The 19,909-nt window shown below is 69.8% G+C and carries 17 protein-coding genes and 2 tRNA genes; 4 read left to right on the forward strand and 15 right to left on the reverse strand.

Annotated features, from left to right (window positions below; translation table 11 throughout):
- Positions 1-24: 24 nt before the first annotated feature.
- The 9 genes from rodA to ABT112_RS22010 all read right to left on the reverse strand — a co-directional run bounded on the left by rodA (position 25) and on the right by ABT112_RS22010 (position 11,993).
- Positions 25-1,224: a rod shape-determining protein RodA gene (gene rodA / locus ABT112_RS21970; protein WP_351512058.1), complete on the reverse strand. Its 1,200-nt coding sequence runs from the start codon at positions 1,222-1,224 to the stop codon at positions 25-27.
- Positions 1,224-3,401, reverse strand: a complete 2,178-nt coding sequence (mrdA, locus tag ABT112_RS21975) for a penicillin-binding protein 2 (RefSeq protein ID WP_351512059.1) — start codon at positions 3,399-3,401, stop codon at positions 1,224-1,226. The genes rodA and mrdA overlap by 1 nt, the downstream gene beginning before the upstream one ends.
- 85 nt (positions 3,402-3,486) lie before the next feature.
- Positions 3,487-4,194 (reverse strand): rod shape-determining protein MreD, encoded by a 708-nt coding sequence (gene mreD, locus ABT112_RS21980; RefSeq protein ID WP_351512061.1) that lies wholly within the window; start codon positions 4,192-4,194, stop codon positions 3,487-3,489.
- A gap of 6 nt (positions 4,195-4,200) precedes the next feature.
- Entirely contained in the window at positions 4,201-5,313 is a 1,113-nt protein-coding gene (gene mreC, locus ABT112_RS21985; RefSeq protein WP_351512062.1) for a rod shape-determining protein MreC, read from the reverse strand.
- Positions 5,314-5,498: 185 nt separating this feature from the next.
- Positions 5,499-6,518 (reverse strand): rod shape-determining protein, encoded by a 1,020-nt coding sequence (locus ABT112_RS21990; protein WP_351512064.1) that lies wholly within the window; start codon positions 6,516-6,518, stop codon positions 5,499-5,501.
- Between the two features lie 282 nt (positions 6,519-6,800).
- Positions 6,801-7,214: a nucleoside-diphosphate kinase gene (gene ndk / locus ABT112_RS21995; protein WP_351512066.1), complete on the reverse strand. Its 414-nt coding sequence runs from the start codon at positions 7,212-7,214 to the stop codon at positions 6,801-6,803.
- Between the two features lie 122 nt (positions 7,215-7,336).
- The gene (locus ABT112_RS22000; RefSeq protein WP_351512068.1) at positions 7,337-7,693 is read right to left on the reverse strand and encodes a DUF4233 domain-containing protein; all 357 of its coding nucleotides are present in this window, start codon (positions 7,691-7,693) and stop codon (positions 7,337-7,339) included.
- Between the two features lies 1 nt (position 7,694).
- Positions 7,695-9,212, reverse strand: a complete 1,518-nt coding sequence (folC, locus tag ABT112_RS22005) for a bifunctional tetrahydrofolate synthase/dihydrofolate synthase (protein WP_351512070.1) — start codon at positions 9,210-9,212, stop codon at positions 7,695-7,697.
- Between the two features lie 147 nt (positions 9,213-9,359).
- Entirely contained in the window at positions 9,360-11,993 is a 2,634-nt protein-coding gene (locus ABT112_RS22010; RefSeq protein ID WP_351512072.1) for a valine--tRNA ligase, read from the reverse strand.
- A 118-nt stretch (positions 11,994-12,111) separates the two neighbouring features.
- Between ABT112_RS22010 and ABT112_RS22015 the strand changes: the two genes are divergently transcribed.
- Together ABT112_RS22015 and ABT112_RS22020 are read left to right on the forward strand one after the other, a co-directional pair.
- Positions 12,112-13,014 (forward strand): hypothetical protein, encoded by a 903-nt coding sequence (locus ABT112_RS22015; protein WP_351512073.1) that lies wholly within the window; start codon positions 12,112-12,114, stop codon positions 13,012-13,014.
- Between the two features lie 19 nt (positions 13,015-13,033).
- Positions 13,034-13,885 (forward strand): hypothetical protein, encoded by an 852-nt coding sequence (locus tag ABT112_RS22020; protein WP_351512075.1) that lies wholly within the window; start codon positions 13,034-13,036, stop codon positions 13,883-13,885.
- 79 nt (positions 13,886-13,964) lie between these two features.
- On the opposite strand, the gene clpX is transcribed toward ABT112_RS22020, so the two are convergent.
- The 5 genes from clpX to ABT112_RS22045 all read right to left on the reverse strand — a co-directional run bounded on the left by clpX (position 13,965) and on the right by ABT112_RS22045 (position 18,654).
- Positions 13,965-15,254, reverse strand: coding sequence for an ATP-dependent Clp protease ATP-binding subunit ClpX (clpX, locus tag ABT112_RS22025; RefSeq protein WP_351512077.1), 1,290 nt, complete (start codon positions 15,252-15,254; stop codon positions 13,965-13,967).
- 155 nt (positions 15,255-15,409) lie between these two features.
- A complete protein-coding gene (locus tag ABT112_RS22030; RefSeq protein ID WP_351512117.1) occupies positions 15,410-16,066 on the reverse strand; it encodes an ATP-dependent Clp protease proteolytic subunit in 657 nt (218 codons plus the stop codon).
- A gap of 65 nt (positions 16,067-16,131) precedes the next feature.
- Complete coding sequence (locus tag ABT112_RS22035) at positions 16,132-16,737, reverse strand: ATP-dependent Clp protease proteolytic subunit (protein WP_351512119.1); 606 nt, start codon at positions 16,735-16,737, stop codon at positions 16,132-16,134.
- Positions 16,738-17,031: 294 nt separating this feature from the next.
- Positions 17,032-18,432: a trigger factor gene (tig, locus tag ABT112_RS22040; RefSeq protein ID WP_351512079.1), complete on the reverse strand. Its 1,401-nt coding sequence runs from the start codon at positions 18,430-18,432 to the stop codon at positions 17,032-17,034.
- Positions 18,433-18,577: 145 nt separating this feature from the next.
- Positions 18,578-18,654, reverse strand: a tRNA-Pro gene (locus tag ABT112_RS22045).
- A 137-nt stretch (positions 18,655-18,791) separates the two neighbouring features.
- Between ABT112_RS22045 and ABT112_RS22050 the strand changes: the two genes are divergently transcribed.
- Both ABT112_RS22050 and ABT112_RS22055 read left to right on the forward strand, forming a co-directional pair.
- A tRNA-Gly gene (locus ABT112_RS22050) sits at positions 18,792-18,865 on the forward strand.
- Positions 18,866-19,109: 244 nt separating this feature from the next.
- Positions 19,110-19,475 carry an arsenate reductase family protein gene (locus ABT112_RS22055; protein WP_351512081.1) on the forward strand — a complete coding sequence of 122 codons (366 nt, stop codon included), beginning with the start codon at positions 19,110-19,112 and terminating at the stop codon, positions 19,473-19,475.
- Positions 19,476-19,670: 195 nt separating this feature from the next.
- On the opposite strand, the gene ABT112_RS22060 is transcribed toward ABT112_RS22055, so the two are convergent.
- The gene (locus ABT112_RS22060) at positions 19,671-19,865 is read right to left on the reverse strand and encodes a hypothetical protein (RefSeq protein ID WP_351512083.1); all 195 of its coding nucleotides are present in this window, start codon (positions 19,863-19,865) and stop codon (positions 19,671-19,673) included.
- Positions 19,866-19,909: the final 44 nt, after the last annotated feature.

Below are 19,909 nucleotides of genomic sequence, written 5' to 3' on the forward strand. Positions count from 1 at the left end.
GTGTCACGGCCCGGGGCCGCGGCCTCAGGCGGCCACCCGTCGCTGCACCTTGATCGACTCCAGCAGCCCGACCGCGATCCAGACGGCGAACATCGAGGTGCCGCCGTAGGAGACGAACGGCAGCGGCAGACCGGCGACCGGCATGATGCCGAGGGTCATCCCGATGTTCTCGAACGCCTGGAAGGCGAACCAGGCGGTGATCCCGGCGGCGACGACCGTGCCGTACAGCTCGGTGGTCTCGCGGGCGATCCGGCAGGCGCGCCAGAGGATGACGCCCAGCAGCACCAGGATCAGGCCGGCGCCGAGGAAGCCCAGCTCCTCACCGGCGACGGTGAAGATGAAGTCGGTCTGCTGCTCGGGCACGAACTGGCCGGTGGTCTGGTGGCCGTTGAACAGCCCGGTGCCGCTGAGCCCGCCGGAGCCGATCGCGATGCGCGCCTGGTTGGTGTTGTACCCGACCCCGGCCGGGTCGAGCTCGGGGTTGGCGAACGCGGCGAACCGGTTGATCTGGTAGTCGTCCAGCAGCCCGAACTGCCAGACGGCGATCGCTCCGGCCGCGCCCGCGCCGATGAGTCCGAGCACCCAGCGGTTGGAGGCGCCGGAGGCGAGCAGCACGCCCAGGACGATCACCACGATCACCATGACCGAGCCGAGGTCCGGCATCAGCATGATGATGCCGATCGGCAGCGCGGCCAGCCCGAGGGCCTGGACGACGGTGCGGTGATCGGGGTGGACCCGGTCCCCCGCGTCCACCCGTGTCGCCAGCAGCATCGCCATCCCGAGGATGATCGTGATCTTGGCGAACTCGGAGGGCTGGAGGGAGAAGCCGCCACCGATCTGGATCCACGCGTGCGAGCCGTTGATGGTGGAGCCGAGCGGGGTGAGGACGGCGGCGGTGAGCAGGATGGAGAGGCCGTACAGCACGGGCACCGCGCCGCGCAGGGTGCGGTGGCCGAGCCAGATCGTGCCGATCATGAGGGCCAGCCCGATCCCGGTGTTCAGGACGTGCCGGAAGAGGAAGTAGTACGGGTCGCCCTGGTTCAGCTCGGTGCGGTTGCGGGTCGCGGACCAGACGAGCAGCGAGCCGAGGGCCGACAGGGCCAGAGCCGAGCCGAGCAGTATCCAGTCGACCCGGCGCACCAGCGAGTCGCGTGCGGTGAGCTTGCCCCAGGTGCCCCGGTCGGGGGTGTACCGGCTGATGGAGAAGCTGGACGGTCCGGCCATCAGCCCCGCCGCCTCTCCACGGCCGCCGCCTGCTCGACGGTGTCGGAGTCGCTCGGCGCCTCCGGCTTGTACGGCTTGACGGGCTGGGACTCGATCGAACCGTCCTTCTCGATCTTCGGCAGCTTCGCCTGCGGCTCGGGGAGGAGGGCGCGCTTCTTGTCGATGCCGCCCTTCGCGTCGATCCCGTACAGCGCGTTGTAGATGTTGCGCACCGCGGGACCGGAGGCGCCGGATCCGGTACCACCCTGGGAGATCGTCATGACGATCGAGTAGTCCTTGGTGTAGGTCGCGAACCAGGACGTGGTCTGCTTGCCGTAGACCTCCGCCGTACCGGTCTTGGCGTGCATCGGGATCTCGTCCTGCGGCCAGCCGCCGAACCGCCAGGCGGCGGTACCCCGGGTGGCGACACCGGCGAGGGCGTCGTCCATCTGGCTCATGGTCTTCTTCGTCACCGGCAGCTTGCCGTGCGCGGTGGGCTTGATCTCGTCGACGTGCTTGCCGTCGGGGCTGACGACCGCCTTGCCCACGCTGGGGTTGTAGAGCGTGCCGCCGTTGCTGATCGCGGAGTAGATGGACGCCATCTGGATGGGGGTGACGAGGGTGTCGCCCTGTCCGATGGAGTAGTTCACCGCGTCATAGGCGTGCAGCTTCATGCCCTCCAGGCAGCCTTCGCGGGCGAGCAGCGTCTGGAAGTCCTTCTTGCCCGGCCACGCCTTGGCCTGCTTGCACCAGCTGTCCTTGTTGGCCTTCCAGAAGGCCTTCTTCCACTGGCGGTCGGGGACGCGTCCGCGGACCTCGTTCGGCAGGTCGATCCCGGTCTCCTTGCCGAGGCCGAACTGGTGGGCCGTCCTGAAGAACCAGTCCTTGGACTTCTTGTCCGGCTTGAGCCCGCCGTCCTTCTTCCACTGCTGGTGGGCCAGGGCGTAGAAGACCGTGTCGCAGGAGACCTCCAGGGCGCGGCCCAGACCGATCGCGCCGTGGCTCTGCGACTCGAAGTTCTTGAAGACCTGTCCGCCGATGCTGTACGAGCTGCCGCAGTTGTAGCCGCCGTTGAAGTCGTACCCGGCGTTCACCGCGGCGGCGGTGGAGACCACCTTGAAGATCGATCCGGGGGCGGCCTGCCCCTGGATGGCCCGGTTGAGCAGCGGATAGTTCGACTTCTTGCTGGTCATCCGGCTGTAGTCCTTGCCGGAGATGCCGCCCACCCAGGCGTTGGGGTCGTAGTCGGGGTTGGAGGCCATCGCCACCACCCGGCCGGTCTTGGCCTCCATCACCACGACCGCGCCCGCATCCGCCTCGTAGTGGCGGTTGGTGTTGCGGTCCATCTGCTTGCGGGCCTCCTTCATGGCCCCGTCCAGCTCCTTCTCCGCCACGCCCTGCACCCGGGAGTCGATGCTGGTCACCACGCTGGACCCGGCGACGGACTTGTCGCTGCGGTCCTGCCCGATGACCCGGCCCAGGTTGTCCACCTCGTACCGGGTGACGCCGGCCTTGCCGCGCAGGTACTTGTCGTAGCTGCGCTCCAGGCCGGAACGGCCGATCTGGTCCGAGCGCAGCAGCGGCGAGCGGGTGTTCTTGGCCTCCTCGATCTCGTCGTCGGTGACGGGCGAGAGGTAGCCGAGCACCTGGGAGGTCCGGGACTTGGCCGGTGCGGGGTAGCGGCGGACGGCGGTGGGCTCGGCGGTGATGCCGGGGAAGTCCTCGGCCCGCTCCCGGATCTGCAGGGCCTGCTGGGTGGTGGCCTCGTCGGTGACCGGGATGGGCTGGTACGGCGAGCCGTTCCAGCAGGGCTGCGGGGTCTTGGCGTCGCAGAGCCGGACCTTCTCCGCCACCTCCTCCGGCTTCATCCCCAGGACTCCGGCGAGCCGGTCCAGGACGGCCTTGCCGTCGTCCTCCATCTTCAGCAGATCGGTGCGGCTCGCGGAGACGACGAGCCGGGTCTCGTTGTCGGCCAGCGGCACGCCGCGCGCGTCCAGGATGGCGCCGCGGGTCGCGGGCTGCACGACCTGCTGGACGTGGTTGCTGGCGGCCTCGTGGGCGTACTCGTCACCGTTGCGGATCTGGAGGTACCAGAGCCGCCCGCCCAGGGTGAGCAGCAGTGAGAACACCAGGATCTGCAGGGCGACCAGGCGGATCGTGACCCGGGGAGTGCGTCCGGTGGCGGGGATGTTGGTCATAGCGCGAAGCGCTTCCCTTGACGGTGGCGGGGGGTGACGGGCGGGCGGACGGCAAAGGCCCGGCGGGCGGCTGCTCCGGCCGCCTTCATAGCCGCTTGACCCCCTTCAGGCGTCCCGCGCCGCTCCGGGAGGACCCGCCGAGCAGACCGCCGCGCCGCCCGCCGCGGAGCCGGCCGGGGGAGCTGGTGCGGCCGCCGCCCTTGCGGGGCTTCAGCAGACTGCCGGTGGTCGCGAAGCCGCGCAGGGCGTTGTCGGCCCCGCCGGTACCGCTGGAGGACTCGGCCATCGGGTCGTTGTCCGCGCGCCGGGCCAGGGCCATGACGCCCGGCACCACGAAGGGCGCGAGCAGCAGGTCGTAGACGGTGGCGGTGAGGACCAGTCCGACGAGACCGACCTGACGGGCCGCGGTGTCACCGACGAGGGCGCCCACCCCCGCGTACATCAGGGTGGTGCCGACGGCCGCGCCCACGACGACCAGCAGCGGGCCGACCGCCGAGCGGAGCCGCCCGGTCTCGGGCTTCGCCAGGCCGGCGAGGTAGCCGACGACCGCCAGGACGAGCGCGTAGCGGCCCACCGCGTGGTCGGCCGGGGGCGCGAGGTCCGACAGCAGGCCCGCGCCGAAGCCGACGAGGGCGCCGCCCACGTGGCCGTAGACGAGGGCGAGCGCGAGGACGACGAGCAGCATCAGGTCGGGCACCGCGCCGGGCAGTTGGAGCCGGGCGAGGATGCTCACCTGGACGACGAGCGCGACGACCACCAGCGTGGTCGAGAGCAGGATCCGGTTGAGACGCATGGGAGGTCAGCTCCTGGTGGGGCTCGCGGCGGCCGGTGTCCGGAGGTAGGCGGCGGGACTCGCCCCCTCTTCGGGTGAGTCGCCGTCGGCCGGCCCGTCCGGCTCCTCCGCGGCGTCGGCGTCCCCGCCGGTGTCACCACGGGTGTCCTCACCGCGGGTTCCCCCGTCGGCCGGCTCGCTGCCTTCCTCGGACGGGCCCGCGGACCCGTCGGCCGACGGCGTGGCCGTGACGGTCACCGTGGGCGTCGGCTTCGGCTTCACCGCCGGCGGCAGCACCGCGTCCCGCGGGTCCTTGCGCGGCGGCTGGACGACGACCCCGACGATGTCGAGCTTGGTGAATCCGACGTACGGGCGGACCTGGAGGGTCCGGGTCAGCCCGCCGTTCGCGGGGTCGACACGGACGACCTCGCCGACCGGCACCCCGGGGACGAACGGCTTGTCGGCACGCGAGCCGAAGGTGACCAGCCGGTCCCCCTTCTCCACCCGGGCCTTGCCGTTGAGCAGCTGCACCTGGAGCGGGCGGTCGCCCTGCCCGGTGGCGAAGCCCAGCTCGGCGGACTTCTCCATCCGGGTGCCGACGGTGAAGTCGGGGTCGTTGGCGAGCAGCACGGTCGCGGTGGACGGGCCGACCGTGGTGACCCGGCCGACCAGCCCGTCGCCGTTGAGCACGGTCATGTCGCGGACGAGGCCGTCCTTGCGGCCGGCGTCGATGGTGACGGTCCAGGAGAAGCCCTGGGCCGCTCCTATGGCGATGACCTCCGCGCCCTTGATGCCGTACCGGCCGGCGCCCGCCGTCTTCAGCATCTTGTCGAGCTCCGCGGCCCGGCCCCGGGTGCGGATGTCGCTGCCCAGCTTGGCCTTGAGCGCGGCGTTCTCGTGTTCGAGTCTGCTGATCCGGTCGTGCCGCTCACCCGAGTCGCGGACGGCGCCGATGGCGTTGCCGATGGGGTTCACCGCCGTGGCCACGCCGTTCTCCACGGGCCCGAAGGCCGACGCGGCGGCCTGCCGGGCGCTGTCGAGCGGCGAGTCCTCGCCACCGCGGATGTCCACCGTGATCAGTGCGAACGCGATGGCGATCAGCAGCACCAGGAGCAACCGGCTCTCTCGTGTGTCCCTCACGTGCGGCGGCCGTGCCTTCCTCGTGGGACCGGTCGGCTGCGGGCCCGGCCGGTCGGGAGTGTCATACCTGAAAGCGAACAGGCGGTGGGTCGAATGCCGTTGTTCTGTTGTGGAGACGATCCGCCGCCGGGGAACGGACCGCCGCGCGGGAGCAGGTCACCCGCGCGGCGGCATCCGTCCCACCGTCATCTGCGCGGCTGGGCGTCCAGGACCTGCTGCAGCGCCTCGAACTCCTCGACGCACTTGCCGGAGCCGAGCGCGACCGAATCCAGCGGGTCCTCGGCGATGTGGATCGGCATCCCCGTCTCCCGGCGCAGCCGCTCGTCCAGGCCGCGGAGCAGCGCGCCGCCGCCGGTGAGCACGATGCCCCGGTCCATCACGTCGCCGGAGAGCTCCGGCGGGCACTTGTCGAGCGTCGTCTTGACCGCGTCGACGATCGAGTTGACCGGCTCCTCCATGGCCTTGCGGACCTCGCTGGCGGAGATGACGACCGTCTTCGGCAGGCCGCTGACCAGGTCGCGGCCGCGGATCTCGGTGTGCTCGTCCTCCTCCAGATCGAAGGCCGAGCCGATGGTCATCTTGATGTTCTCCGCGGTGCGCTCGCCGAGGAGGAGGCTGTACTCCTTCTTGATGTGCTGGATGATCGCGTTGTCCAGCTCGTCACCGGCGACCCGGATGGACTGGGCCGTCACGATGCCGCCGAGGGAGATGACCGCGACCTCGGTGGTGCCGCCGCCGATGTCCACCACCATGTTGCCGGTGGCCTCGTGGACCGGGAGGCCCGAGCCGATCGCGGCGGCCATCGGCTCCTCGATGATGTGCACCTGGCGGGCACCCGCCTGGGTGGACGCCTCGATGACGGCACGGCGCTCGACACCCGTGATACCGGACGGCACACAGACCACGACGCGGGGGCGCGCGAGATAGCGACGCTTGTGGATCTTCAGGATGAAATACCGGAGCATCCGCTCGGTGATCTCGAAGTCGGCGATGACGCCGTCCTTGAGCGGCCGTACGGCGACGATGTTGCCGGGGGTGCGGCCGATCATCTTCTTTGCTTCGGCACCGACCGCCAGGATGCCGCCCGTATTGGTGTTGATGGCGACGACGGATGGCTCGTTGAGGACGATCCCGCGACCCCTGACGTACACCAGCGTGTTGGCGGTCCCGAGGTCGACAGCCATGTCACGGCCGATGAACGACATATTGTTCCCCATGAGGATACGTCTGGCCTTCCCAGCTGGAACGATAATGACTTGTAGGTCGGCAGGGCGGGCGCTGTGGGCGTGGAGGTTTACATCGTAGTCACGCTCGCGGGAACGCGCCGCTAGGGTTACTCCGCCATTGTCAGCGGAACGCGCGCCTACCCCCGTATTGGTGACGTCGTGTCGGAGTGACAGGTTCCCTCAATCATCTCGCATATGCCAAGGGGCGACCGAATAAAATCGATCGCCCCAGGTCACAAGCGGATTACGGCTGACGGACCGTCAGGCGACACCAGGGAAGAAAATCTTCATCTCACGCTCTGCGGACTCCTCGGAGTCCGAGGCATGGATCAGATTCTCCCGGACAATGGTGCCGAAATCACCCCGGATACTGCCGGGTGCCGCGGCAATCGGGTCGGTCGGCCCCGCCAGGGTCCGGACACCCTCGATGACACGCTCGCCCTCGACGACCATCACCACGACCGGGCCGGAGGACATGAACTCCATCAGCGGCTCGTAGAACGGCTTGCCGACGTGCTCGCCGTAGTGCTGCTCCAGCACCCCGCGCTCCAGGTCACGCAGCTCCAGCGCACTGATCGTCCAGCCGGCCTTCCGCTCGATCCGGCCGATGACCTCGCCGATCAGACCGCGTCGTACGGCATCGGGCTTGAGAAGGACGAGCGTACGCTGGCTCACGGTGCGGACTCCTTAGCTGTGTTCTCCGGGCGCGGTGACAGATGCGGCCGACGCCGCGCGGCCCGGGCCCCCGCAACAAATGTGCGGATGCGAAGAGGCTACATGGGTGATCGGCTGGCCCGTCACGCGACGCCCTCCCCCGCTTCCGCCGCCTGGGCGGCGAACCGGGCCTTCGCCTCGTCGATCTTCCGGCCGAAGTGGACCGAGGCCCACCACAGAGCAGCAAAGCACGCGCCGAGGAAGAACATCGCCGGGACGACGAAGCCGGCCGCGATCAGACCGATCTGCAGCGCCCAGCCGACCGGCACCGCCCCGGGCCGGGACAGCATGCCGCACAGCAGCACACAGAGCAGCATGGCGACACCGCTGACCGTCCAGACGGTGGCGGGCGACAGGTCCGTCATCTGCATGGCGACCAGACCGGCGAAGCCGATCACGAAGAACTCGCCGATCAGCGTGGAGGCGCAGAGGGTCCGCATCTCATCCCTTTCCGAGCAGCAGCCGGGCCTCGCCGACCGTGATCACCGAACCGGTCACCAGCACACCCGCACCGGAGAATTCGCTCTCCTCCTCGGCCAGCGTGACCGCGGCCTCCAGAGCGTCGTCGAGCCGCGGCTCGACCTGGACCCGCTCCTGGCCGAACACCTCGACCGCGAGCGCCGCGAGTTCGTCCACGTCCATGCCCCGGTCACTGGAGTTCCGGGTGATGACGACCTCGGCGAGGATCGGCTCGAAGGCCTCCAGAAAGCCCTTCACGTCCTTGTCGCCGCTCATGCCGATCACTCCGATGAGCCGGCTGAAACCGAATGCCTCGGTGACGGCCTCCGAAGCGGCGCGGGCGCCCGGCGGGTTGTGCGCGGCGTCCAGGATGACCGTCGGGCTCTTCCGGACGATCTCCAGCCGGCCGGGGGAGACCACCGAGGCGAAGGCGGAGCGGACCGTCTCCGGGTCGAGCGTCCGGGCGTGCTGCGAGCCGATGCCGAAGAACGCCTCGACGGCGGCCAGCGCCACCGCCGCGTTGTGCGCCATGTGGGCGCCGTGCAGCGGCAGGAAGATGTCGGGGTACTCGCCGCCCAGACCGCGCAGCGTCAGCAGCTGCCCGCCGACCGCGACCTCCCGGGTGGTGACACCGAACTCCATGCCCTCCCGGGCGACGGTGGCGTCCACCTCCACCGCGCGCTTGAGCATCACCTGGGCCGCGTCCACCGGCTGCTGGGCCAGGACGACGGTGGCGTCCTGCTTGACGATGCCCGCCTTCTCCCCGGCGATCTCGCCCGGCGTGGTGCCCAGCCGGTCGGTGTGGTCGAGCCCGATCGGGGTCACCACGGCCACCTGGCCGTCGATCACGTTGGTGGCGTCCCAGGTGCCGCCCATGCCGACCTCGACGACCGCCACGTCCACCGGGGCGTCCGCGAAGGCCGCGTAGGCCATTCCGGTGAGCACCTCGAAGAAGGACAGCCGGTGTTCCTGCGCGGCGTCGACCATCTCGACGTACGGCTGGATGTCCCGGTAGGTCTCGATGAACCGCTCGGCGTCGATCGGAGCGCCGTCCAGGCTGATCCGCTCGGTCACCGACTGCACGTGCGGGCTGGTGTAGCGGCCGGTGCGCAGCTCGAAGGCGGTCAGCAGGGCCTCGATCATGCGGGCGGTGCTGGTCTTGCCGTTGGTGCCGGTGATGTGGATCGAGGGGTAGGCCCGCTGCGGCTCGCCGAGGACGTCCATCAGCGCCTCGACGCGCACCAGCGACGGGTCGAGCCTGGTCTCCGGCCAGCGGCCGGCCAGCTCGTTCTCGACCTCCCGCAACTGCCGGTCGGTCTCCGGGTCCGTCGGGCGGGCCGGGATCCCGTCCCCCTGCGGCGGCCCGGCCTGGGCGCGCAGGGTGCGGCTCCCGGCCTCGATCACCGCCAGGTCGGGATCGCGGTCGGTCTCCGTGTCGACGATCTCGTCGAAGGAGTCGGGGGCGTCGGCGTCGTCGTCGTGCTGGGGGCGCTCACTCACGCCCCCAGTCTACGGAGCCCCGGTGGGCGGATCTGCCGCCCCCGGACATGCGCGCGGGCCCCGGGGCGGTGACTGATGCCCAGGGGCCCGCGGCCACTGCTGTCGGCTGCCGGTCCCAGCGGTCTCCGCTGTTGGGGCAGCCCGGTCTCAGCCCTGCGGAAGCGCGTCCAGCTGGGCGGAGATCCGCTCGATGTCCGCCTCGGCGGTCTCCCTGCGCTTGCGGATCTTCTCCACGACGTTGTCCGGGGCCTTGCCGAGGAACGCCTCGTTCCCGAGCTTCGCCGTGGTCTGCGCCAGCTCCTTCTGGGCCGCCGCCAGGTCCTTGGCGAGCCGCTTGCGCTCGGCCGCCACATCGATCGCGCCGGAGAGGTCGAGGGCGACCGTGGCACCGGCGACCGGGAGGGTGGCGGTGGCGGTGAAGCCCTCGCCCTCCGGCTGGAGGCGCAGCAGCTGACGGATCGCGTCCTCGTGGGCGGCGAGCGCCGTGCCGGTCAGGTCCAGCCGGGCCGGGACCTTCTGGCCGGGCTGCAGGCCCTGGTCGGCACGGAACCGCCGGACCTCGGTGACCACCTGCTGAACGGTCTCGATCTCCCGCTCGGCGTCCCGGTCGCGGAAGCCGCTGTCGGTCGGCCAGTCGGCGATGACCAGCGACTCCTGGCCGGTGAGCGTGGTCCACAGCTGCTCGGTGACGAACGGCACCACCGGGTGCAGCAGCCGCAGCGTGACGTCCAGCACCTCACCGAGGACCCGGCGGGAGGCCTCGGCCTCCGCGCCGCCCTTGGCGAAGGTGGTCTTGGACAGCTCGACGTACCAGTCGAAGACCTCGTCCCAGGCGAAGTGGAACAGGGTGTCGCTGAGCTTGGCGAACTGGTAGTCCTCGTAGTACCCGTCGACCTCGCTGACCACGGTGTTCAGCCGGGACAGGATCCAGCGGTCCTCGGGCCGGAGCCGGTCGGCCGACGGCAGCCCGCCCTCGACGGTGGCGCCGTTCATCAGCGCGAAGCGGGTGGCGTTCCAGATCTTGTTGGCGAAGTTCCGGGACGCCTGGACCCAGTCCTCGCCGATCGGCACGTCGACACCGGGGTTGGCGCCGCGGGCCAGGGTGAAGCGGACCGCGTCGGAGCCGTAGGAGTCCATCCAGTCCAGCGGATTGACCGCGTTGCCGAAGGACTTGGACATCTTCTTGCCGAACTGGTCGCGGACCATGCCGTGCAGGGCGATGGTGTGGAACGGCGGGGTGCCGTCCATCGCGTACAGGCCGAACATCATCATCCGGGCGACCCAGAAGAAGAGGATGTCGTAGCCGGTGACCAGGACGGAGTTCGGATAGAACTTCTCCAGGCTCTCCGTCCGCTCCGGCCAGCCGAGCGTGGAGAACGGCCACAGGCCGGAGGAGAACCAGGTGTCCAGCACATCGCTGTCCTGCGTCCAGCCCTCGCCGCTCGGCGGCTCCTCGTCCGGTCCGACGCAGACGACCTCGCCGTCCGGGCCGTACCAGACCGGAATCCGGTGGCCCCACCAGAGCTGACGCGAGATGCACCAGTCGTGCAGGTTGTCGACCCAGCCGAAGTAGCGGGACTCCATCTCCTTGGGGTGGATGGCGACCCGGCCGTCGCGGACCGCGTCACCGGCGGCCTGCGCCAGCGGGCCCGTCCTGACCCACCACTGCATGGACAGCCGCGGCTCGATGGTGGTCTTGCAGCGCGAGCAGTGCCCGACGGAGTGGGTGTAGGGGCGCTTCTCGGCCACGATCCGGCCGTCGGCGCGCAGCGCGGCGACGATCGCCGACCGGGCCTCGAAGCGGTCCAGACCCTGGAACGGGCCGTGGGCGGTGATGACTCCGCGCTCGTCGAGGACGGCGAGGTTGGGCAGGTCGTGCCGACGGCCGATCTCGAAGTCGTTCGGGTCGTGGGCGGGCGTCACCTTGACGGCGCCGGTGCCGAACTCCGGGTCGACGTGCTCGTCCGCGACGACCGGGATACGGCGGCCGGTGAGCGGCAGCTCGATCTCGGTGCCGACGAGGTGCCGGTACCGCTCGTCCTCCGGGTGGACCGCGACGGCCGTGTCACCGAGCATCGTCTCGGCGCGGGTGGTGGCCACGACGATCTCCGAATCACCGGAGCCGTACCGGATCGAGACGAGCTCGCCGTCGTCGTCCTGGTACTCCACCTCGATGTCCGAGATGGCGGTGAGGCAGCGCGGGCACCAGTTGATGATGCGCTCGGCGCGGTAGATCAGCCCGTCGTCGTAGAGCCGCTTGAAGATGGTCTGGACGGCCTGCGAGAGGCCCTCGTCCATGGTGAAGCGCTCGCGGGACCAGGCGACGCCGTCGCCGAGGCGCTTCATCTGGCCGGAGATCTGACCGCCGGACTCGGCCTTCCACTTCCAGACGCGCTCGACGAACGCCTCACGGCCCAGGTCGTGGCGGGACTTGCCCTCCTTGGCGAGCTCGCGCTCCACGACGTTCTGCGTGGCGATGCCCGCGTGGTCCATGCCGGGCTGCCAGAGGACCTCGTACCCCTGCATCCGCTTGCGGCGGGTGAGGGCGTCGATCAGCGTGTGCTCGAAGGCATGGCCCAGGTGGAGGGAACCGGTGACGTTCGGCGGCGGGATGACGATCGTGTACGGCTCTTTGTCGCTCTTCGCGTCCGCCTCGAAGTAGCCCCGCTCCACCCAGCGCTCGTACAGCTGCCCCTCTACGTCGGCCGGTGCGTACTGGGTCGGCAGATCACTGGGTGCGCTGTGGGCCCCGTCGTGGGGGCGCTGGGTGTTCTCGGTCACGGCTGAAGTCTACGGGCCGCCCCAGGCCTGTTACTAACCCGTTGCCGCCCCGGGGTAAGGCGCCCGTAAGTCGTCCGGAAGGATGTTGCGTACGTGACATGTTCATAGAGGGGATGCCATGAGCTACCACCAGCCGCCGCCGCAGCCGGGTCCGTACGGCGCAGGCGGGCCGAACCCGTACGCCCAGGGCGGAGCGGCCGGCCAGCCCGGCTACGGCTACCCGCAGGCCCCGCAGGGCGTGCCGCCGCAGCAGCAGGGCTACGGCCACCCGGGACAGGGACAGGCCGGCCCGTACGGCGGCCAGCCGCAGCAGCCGGGCCCGTACGGCCAGCAGCCGCCCTACGGGCAGCAGCCCGCCCAGGGCCAGATGCCCCCGCCTCCGCAGGGCGGCGGCAGCAAGAAGAAGACGGGCCTGATCGTGGGCGCGGTCGTGGCCCTGGCCGCGGTCGGCGTGGGCATCTACGCCCTCACCGGCGGCGACGACGGCCCGCACAAGCTGACCACGCCGGAGACCGTGGCGGGCGAGTTCAAGCGCCAGGGCCCGGGCAAGGACGACTCCAGTGTGGGAGCGTCCGACAAGAAGCAGTACCAGGAGCTTCCGGGGGTGAGCGACCCCCACCTGGTGCAGGCCGAGTACCAGAGCGCCAGCAAGAAGGCGCTCCTGTTCAGCGGCGTGTGGGGCAAGATCCAGAATCCGGAGCAGGTCGTCGACGCGATGTTCGTCGTGCTGACCAAGACCGTTCAGGACAAGGCCAACGCCGAACCCATCGGCAGCCCCGAGACCGCCGACCCCGGCGGGCTGGGCAGCGCGGTCATGAAGTGCCAGAAGTTCAAGGTGACCAAGGCGCAGAACGGCAAGACCTCCGAGCTGCCGGTGTGCATCTGGGGCGACTCCAGCACGGTCGGCAGCGCCGTGGTCTTCGACCCGCTGGCGGCCATCACCGGCAAGGCCGACCTGGAGGCCGCCGCGAAGACGACCTCCGACGTGCGCGACGACACCCGCGTCGAAATCGAGCAGTAGGACCACCGAGAGGGACTTGATGAGTCACAACCAGCCCGGCCCGTACGGCGGTCAGCCGCCGCAGGGCCCGTACGGCCAGCAGCCGCCGCAGCCGGGCCCGTACGGCCAGCCGCCGCAGGGCCAGCCCGGGTACGGCTACCCGCAGGCCCCGCAGGGGCAGCCGGGGTACGGCTACCCGCAGCAGCCCCCGCAGGGCGTTCCGCCGCAGCAGGGCTACGGCTACCCGGCCCAGGGCCAGCCCGGCCCGTACGGCCAGCAGCCGCAGGCCGGTTACGTCCCCCCGCCCCCGCCCGGTGGCGGCGGCAAGGGCAAGCTGATCGGCATCATCGCGGGCATCGCGGGGGTGGCCGTGATAGCCGTCGGCGCGATAGCCCTGCTCGGTGGCGGCGGTGGTGGCGACTACAAGCTGACGGCGCCGGATTCGGTGCTGAGCGGTCAGTACACCAAGGACACCAGCAAGCCGGCGGTCAGCAACGGGGAAGCCATCGAGGACAAGGGCATCGACGGCGGCACGTCCGTCAGCGGCACGTACAAGGGCGAGTCCGATGGTTTGGCGTTCGGTGGTGGCTACGGCGATGTCTCCGACCCCGAGGCCGCTGTCGACGCAATCCTGAAGGGCGCGCTCAAGGGCGCCAAAGCCACGGAGCAGAAGCCGTCCGGCTTCGACGGCACAGTGATGAAGTGCGGCGAGAACGACTTCGGCGTGTTCTCGCAGCCGTTCTGCGTCTGGGGCGACGAGAGTACGGCCGCCATGGTGGTCTGGACACCGAAGAAGGGCGCTACGGACCCTAGTACCCTCAAGGCGCCGTCGATCGAGGAGTGGGCGGAGACCACCGCGAAGCTCCGCAACGAGGTCCGCGTCAAGAAGTAAGCACCACACCCGAACAGCGAAGGGGCGCCCGGCCGTTGGCCGGGCGCCCCTTCGCGTGTGTCTTCGTCTGCGTCGCTGGTCAGGCGCTCTTCTCGTGGCGCTCGTCCTTGCCGATGCCCCGCGGCTCGCGCGGGACCAGCGTCGGGTTCACGTTGGAGTGGACGACCTCCTCGGTGATGACCACCCGGGCGACGTCCTTGCGCGACGGCACCTCGTACATCACCGACTGGAGGACTTCCTCCATGATGGCGCGCAGGCCGCGCGCTCCGGTGCCGCGGAGGATCGCCTGGTCGGCGATGGCCTCCAGCGCCGGCCGGTCGAAGTCCAGCTCCACGCCGTCGAGTTCGAAGAGCCGCTGGTACTGCTTGACGAGCGCGTTGCGCGGCTCGACCAGGATCTGCAGCAGCGCCTCGCGGTCGAGGTTGTGCACCGAGGTGATGACGGGGAGGCGGCCGATGAACTCCGGGATCATCCCGAACTTCACCAGGTCCTCCGGCATGACCTCACGGAAGAAGTCCGAGGAGTCGACGTCCCGCTTGGAGCGGATCGTCGCGCCGAAGCCGATGCCCTTCGCGCCCGCCCGGGACTCGATGATCTTCTCCAGACCGGCGAAGGCACCGCCCACGATGAACAGTACGTTCGTCGTGTCGATCTGGATGAACTCCTGGTGCGGGTGCTTGCGTCCGCCCTGCGGCGGCACGGAGGCGGTGGTGCCCTCCAGGATCTTCAACAGGGCCTGCTGGACGCCCTCGCCGGACACATCGCGGGTGATCGACGGGTTCTCGCTCTTGCGGGCGACCTTGTCGATCTCGTCGATGTAGATGATGCCGGTCTCGGCCTTCTTGACGTCGTAGTCGGCGGCCTGAATCAGCTTCAGCAGGATGTTCTCGACGTCCTCGCCGACGTATCCCGCCTCGGTGAGCGCGGTGGCATCGGCGATGGCGAACGGGACGTTGAGCATCCGCGCGAGGGTCTGCGCGAGCAGGGTCTTGCCCGAACCCGTCGGCCCCAGCAGGAGGATGTTGGACTTCGCCAGCTCGATGCCGTCGTCCCGGCCGCCCTGGCCGTTCTCGTCCGCCTGCACCCGCTTGTAGTGGTTGTAGACGGCGACGGACAGCGCCTTCTTGGCGGCCTCCTGGCCGACGACGTAGCCCTCGAGGAACTCGTAGATCTCGCGCGGCTTGGGGAGCTCCTCCCACCGCACCTCGGAGGTCTCGGCGAGCTCCTCCTCGATGATCTCGTTGCAGAGGTCGATGCACTCGTCGCAGATGTACACGCCAGGCCCCGCGATGAGCTTCTTCACCTGCTTCTGGCTCTTTCCGCAGAACGAGCACTTGAGCAGGTCGCCGCCGTCACCGATGCGTGCCACGAGGTGCTTCCCCTTCGCCTGGGATCTGCAGCGTTGCGCAGACCCGGGTGCTTGCCTAACGACGGTACCTTGCCGGGCCCCCCGCGCGGGCCCCCCTTGGGCCGGTTCACTTGTCCGTGACCGGCCCAGGGGGCCGTCGTACCTGACCGGAGGGGTCAGCCCATCCCGACAGAGGTCTTGCGGGTGGACACGATCTGGTCCACCAGACCGTACTCGAGGGACTCCTCGGCCGTGAGGATCTTGTCGCGCTCGATGTCGTCACGGATCTTCTCGATCGGCGTGGTGGAGTGCTTGGCCAGCATCTCCTCCAGCTGCGAGCGCATCCGCAGGATCTCGTTGGCCGCGATCTCCAGGTCGGAGACCTGGCCACGGCCGGTCTCGCTGTACGGCTGGTGGATCAGGATACGGGCGTTCGGCAGCGCCATCCGCTTGCCGGGGGTGCCGGCGGCGAGCAGCACGGCGGCGGCGGACGCCGCCTGGCCCATGCAGACCGTCTGGATGTCGGGCTTCACGAACTGCATCGTGTCGTAGATCGCCGTCAGCGCGGTGAACGAGCCACCCGGCGAGTTGATGTAGATGGAGATGTCCCGGTCCGGGTCCATCGACTCCAGGCACAGCAGCTGCGCCATGACGTCGTTGGCCGAGGCGTCGTCGATCTGGACGCCCAGGAAGATCACCCGCTCCTCGAAGAGCTTGGCGTACGGGTCGTACTCGCGCACGCCCTGGGAGGTGCGCTCCACGAAGCGCGGAACGACGTAGCGGGACTCTGCGTTCGGGCCCTCGTACAGGCCGCTGCCGGGGAAGTTGTTCATCGGGTTCTTCACCATCCTGGTGGCGATCATGGGCTGGGGTGTCGGCTGCGGGGTGACGCGGGGGCTCAGGCCCCGGTGCCGCCCCCGCCCGGAACGCCTACGGCAGAGGTCATGACCTCGTCGACCAGGCCGTAGTCCTTGGCCTCGTCGGCGGAGAACCAGCGGTCCCGGTCGGAGTCGCGGGTGATCTGCTCGACGGTCTGGCCGGTGTGGAAGGCGGTGAGCTCCGCCATCCGCTTCTTGGTGTGCAGCAGCCGCTCGGCGTGGATCTTGATGTCCGAGGCGGAGCCCGCCAGGCCCGCGGAGGGCTGGTGGATCAGGATCTCGGCGTTCGGCAGCGCGAAGCGCTTGCCGGGGGTGCCGGCGCTCAGCAGGAACTGGCCCATCGAGGCGGCGAGGCCCATGGCGATGGTGACCACGTCGTTCTTGATGTACTGCATGGTGTCGTAGATCGCCATGCCGGCCGAGATCGAGCCACCCGGGCTGTTGATGTAGAGGTAGATGTCCTTGTCCGGGTCAGCGGCAAGGAGGAGCAGCTGCGCGGTGATCTTGTTGGCGATGTCGTCGTCGACCGGCTGGCCGAGGAAGATGATGCGCTCGTTGAGCAGCCGGTTGTAGACCTGGTCGCCGAGGCCACCACCGATGGACGGCTCGCCGGCGGCGGAAGGCATCAGATTCGTCACGTATCCACCTGCTCGTCTCTGACGGCAACGGGCCGTCTCAGCGTCTTCTTCTGGGGCGGGGGGTCGGCGGGTGCCGACGCTCTCCGGCGTCTCCCGGGGACTCCCCTGCCCTCGTATCTACGGACCCTAACGCGCAGGTCGGACAACGCCATCCCGCATTCAGAACTGTTCGCTGTGAGCGCAGGCTCACCGAGCGCCGCGCGGGGCCGGGGAACGCCGGTGGGCCCGGACGCCCTCCACGGACGTCCGGGCCCACCGAACGGGCTACTGCAGCGGCGAGGCTCAGGCCTCGGGCTTCTCGTCGGCCTCGGCGGCCTTCTCGCCCTCCGCGGCCTCGTCCGAGGACGCCTCGACCGTCTCGGCGGTCTCGTCCTCCTCGTCCAGGTCCACGGTCTCGCCGTTGGTGTCCTTGACCGTGGCGGCCTCCACGACGACCGCGAGGGCCTTGCCGCGGGCGACCTCGCCGACGAGCATCGGCACCTGGCCGCCCTCGACGACCGCCTGCGCGAACTGGTCCGGGCTCATGCCGGAGGACTGCGCACGGCGCATGAGGTGCTCGGTGAGCTCCTCCTGGCCGACCGACAGCTGCTCCTTGTTGACCAGCTCGTCCAGGATGAACTGGGTCTTGATGCCCTTCTCGGCCTGCTCGCGGAGCTCGGCGTCGAACTCCTCAGCGGACTTGTTCTGGATCTTGAGGTAGCTGTCCAGGTCCAGGCCCATCTGCTGGAGCTGGTGGTTCTCCAGGTTGTGCTTGCGGGTCCGGATCTCGTCCTCGAGGAGCTTCTCGGGGATCGGCACCTCGGCCAGGGCGAGGAGCTCGTCGAGCACCTTCTCCTGGGCCTGGGTGGCCTGGTCGTACTTCTTCATCTGCTCGAGGCGCTTGCGGCTGTCCGCCTTGAGCTCCTCCAGGGTGTCGAACTCGCTCGCGAGCTGCGCGAACTCGTCGTCGAGCTCGGGGAGCTCACGGGACTGGACGGCGGTGACGTCGACCTTGACCTCGGCCTCCTTGCCCTCGGCGGAACCGCCCTTGAGCTCGGAGGTGAAGGTGGCCGAGCCACCGGCCTCGAGGCCGGTCACGGCCTCGTCGATGCCGTCGAGGAGCTCGCCGGAGCCGACGGTGTAGCTGACGCCACTGGCGACGCCGTCCTCCAGGACCTCGCCGTCGACCTTGGCCTCAAGGTCGATCGTCAGCACGTCGCCGTCGGCGGCGGCGCGCTCCACCGGGGTGGTGGAGGCGAAGCGCTCACGGAGCTGCTCGACGGACTTCTCGACGTCCTCGTCGGAGACCTCCACGGCGTCGACCTCGACCTCGATGCCGGAGTAGTCCGGGATCTCGATGGAGGGACGCACGTCGACCTCGGCGGTGAAGGCCAGCAGCTCGCCGTCCTTCAGCTCGGTGATGTCGACCTCGGGCTGACCCAGCGGGTTCAGGTCACCCTCGTTGACGGCCTCGGTGTAGAACTTCGGGAGGGCGTCGTTGACGGCCTCCTCCAGCACGGCACCGCGGCCGAACCGCTGGTCGATGACGCGGGCCGGGATCTTGCCCTTGCGGAAGCCCGCCACCGTGACCTGCTGGTTGATCTTCTTGTACGCCGCGTCGAGGCTGGGCTTGAGCTCCTCGAAGGGCACCTCGACAGTGAGCCGAACCCGGGTCGGGTTCAGGTTCTCCACGGCGCTCTTCACGGTTGGGTCTCCTTGGGGGCTGACTTCTGGGGTTTTGCTGAGGTTCAGCGGGCTGATTCAGCGGATCGCGCCCGGTACAGAGACACACGAGCACGCAGCTTGCATAGTAACCGCAAGGCGGTTGAGCCCCACAATGTGATCTTGCTGGTCGGGGTGGCCGGATTCGAACCGACGGCCTTCCGCTCCCAAAGCGGACGCGCTACCAAGCTGCGCCACACCCCGCTGGTTGCGACACGTAGGGTACATGGCCGGACGCGGTCCGGCTGCCGCATTGATGCGGGTGGGGTGAGGTGTGCGGGAGACCGCCAGGACCCGCTACGATGCTCTGCGTGCCGCGGTCCTCACCGTCGGCGGCGCGTGCGGGCGTAGCTCAATGGTAGAGCCCCAGTCTTCCAAACTGGCTACGCGGGTTCGATTCCCGTCGCCCGCTCCAGCAGGCCTCCGGCCCGGTACCGCGATCCGTTCGCGGCACCGGGCCGGAGGTGTTTCCGGGGCCGTCGCCCGCGGGGAATCCCGCGGGGAATCCGGGTCCGTGATCCATGTCGCGCCACTGGAGTGAGCGGGGGCGCCTGCGGAGGGCGGGGACGCCCGTGGAGAGCGGGGACGCCCGCGGAGGCCGGGGAGGCCCGGGCAGCGGACGGGACGGGGCGGCCGGGGGCACGGCTAAGGTGCCCGGCATGGAGATCTGGGTGAATCCCGCGTGCTCGAAGTGCCGGTCCGCTGTGCAGCTCCTCGACGAGGAGGGCGCCGAGTACACCGTGCGCCGCTACCTGGAGGACCCGCCGGACACCGACGAGCTGCGGGCCGTACTGGACCGGCTGGGCCTGGAGCCGTGGGACATCGTGCGGACGCAGGAGGCGGAGGCCAAGGAGCTCGGCCTCAAGGCCTGGCCCCGGGAGCCGGCGGAGCGCGAGCGGTGGATCGGGGCGCTCGCGGCGCACCCGCGGCTGATCCAGCGGCCGATCATCACGGCCGACGACGGCACCGCGTCGGTCGCCCGGAGCGAGGACGCGGTGCGGGACGCGCTGACCCGCCGGGCCTGAACGACGGCCCCCGAGGCTGAGCCCTGGCCGGAACCGACCGGTTGCGCCCCGGGCCGCGATGGATGCCCTGCGGCCCGGGGCGCACAGCGAACCGGGGCGTGGCGATGCGAGGCGCGGCGATCCGGGGCGAACCGCGCCGGAGCACGGCGGAGCGGAGGAGCCCTGCGGCAGCCGGAGCGCCGCGGGCGGGCCGCCTCAGAAGCTGATCTGGCTGATCATGTCGGATATCGAGTTCATGAAGCGGTTGATCGACGGGGCCATGTCGGTCGAAGCAAGGAAGAAGCCGAACAGGGCCGCGACGATGGCCGGCCCCGGCTTGATCGATCCCGAGCGGATCATGACCACCAGCACGATGGCCAACAGCACCACTACGGACAGCGAAATGGCCACAACGGATCACACCCTCGGTCTCGGTCGGAACGTCTCACCGGCCC

The organism is Streptomyces sp. NPDC002055 (assembly GCF_040296705.1).
In the GTDB taxonomy this organism is placed as follows: domain Bacteria; phylum Actinomycetota; class Actinomycetes; order Streptomycetales; family Streptomycetaceae; genus Streptomyces.

What these genes read in the sequence shown, in the direction of transcription:
- rodA (WP_351512058.1), bottom strand. Translation starts at nt 1,224, where the DNA reads ATGGCCGGACCGTCCAGCTTCTCCATCAGCCGGTACACCCCCGACCGG.
- mrdA (WP_351512059.1), bottom strand. Translation starts at nt 3,401, where the DNA reads ATGACCAACATCCCCGCCACCGGACGCACTCCCCGGGTCACGATCCGC.
- mreD (WP_351512061.1), bottom strand. Translation starts at nt 4,194, where the DNA reads ATGCGTCTCAACCGGATCCTGCTCTCGACCACGCTGGTGGTCGTCGCG.
- ABT112_RS21990 (WP_351512064.1), bottom strand. Translation starts at nt 6,518, where the DNA reads ATGTCGTTCATCGGCCGTGACATGGCTGTCGACCTCGGGACCGCCAAC.
- ABT112_RS22000 (WP_351512068.1), bottom strand. Translation starts at nt 7,693, where the DNA reads ATGCGGACCCTCTGCGCCTCCACGCTGATCGGCGAGTTCTTCGTGATC.
- ABT112_RS22015 (WP_351512073.1), top strand. Translation starts at nt 12,112, where the DNA reads ATGAGCTACCACCAGCCGCCGCCGCAGCCGGGTCCGTACGGCGCAGGC.
- ABT112_RS22020 (WP_351512075.1), top strand. Translation starts at nt 13,034, where the DNA reads ATGAGTCACAACCAGCCCGGCCCGTACGGCGGTCAGCCGCCGCAGGGC.
- ABT112_RS22030 (WP_351512117.1), bottom strand. Translation starts at nt 16,066, where the DNA reads ATGAACAACTTCCCCGGCAGCGGCCTGTACGAGGGCCCGAACGCAGAG.
- ABT112_RS22035 (WP_351512119.1), bottom strand. Translation starts at nt 16,737, where the DNA reads ATGCCTTCCGCCGCCGGCGAGCCGTCCATCGGTGGTGGCCTCGGCGAC.
- ABT112_RS22055 (WP_351512081.1), top strand. Translation starts at nt 19,110, where the DNA reads ATGGAGATCTGGGTGAATCCCGCGTGCTCGAAGTGCCGGTCCGCTGTG.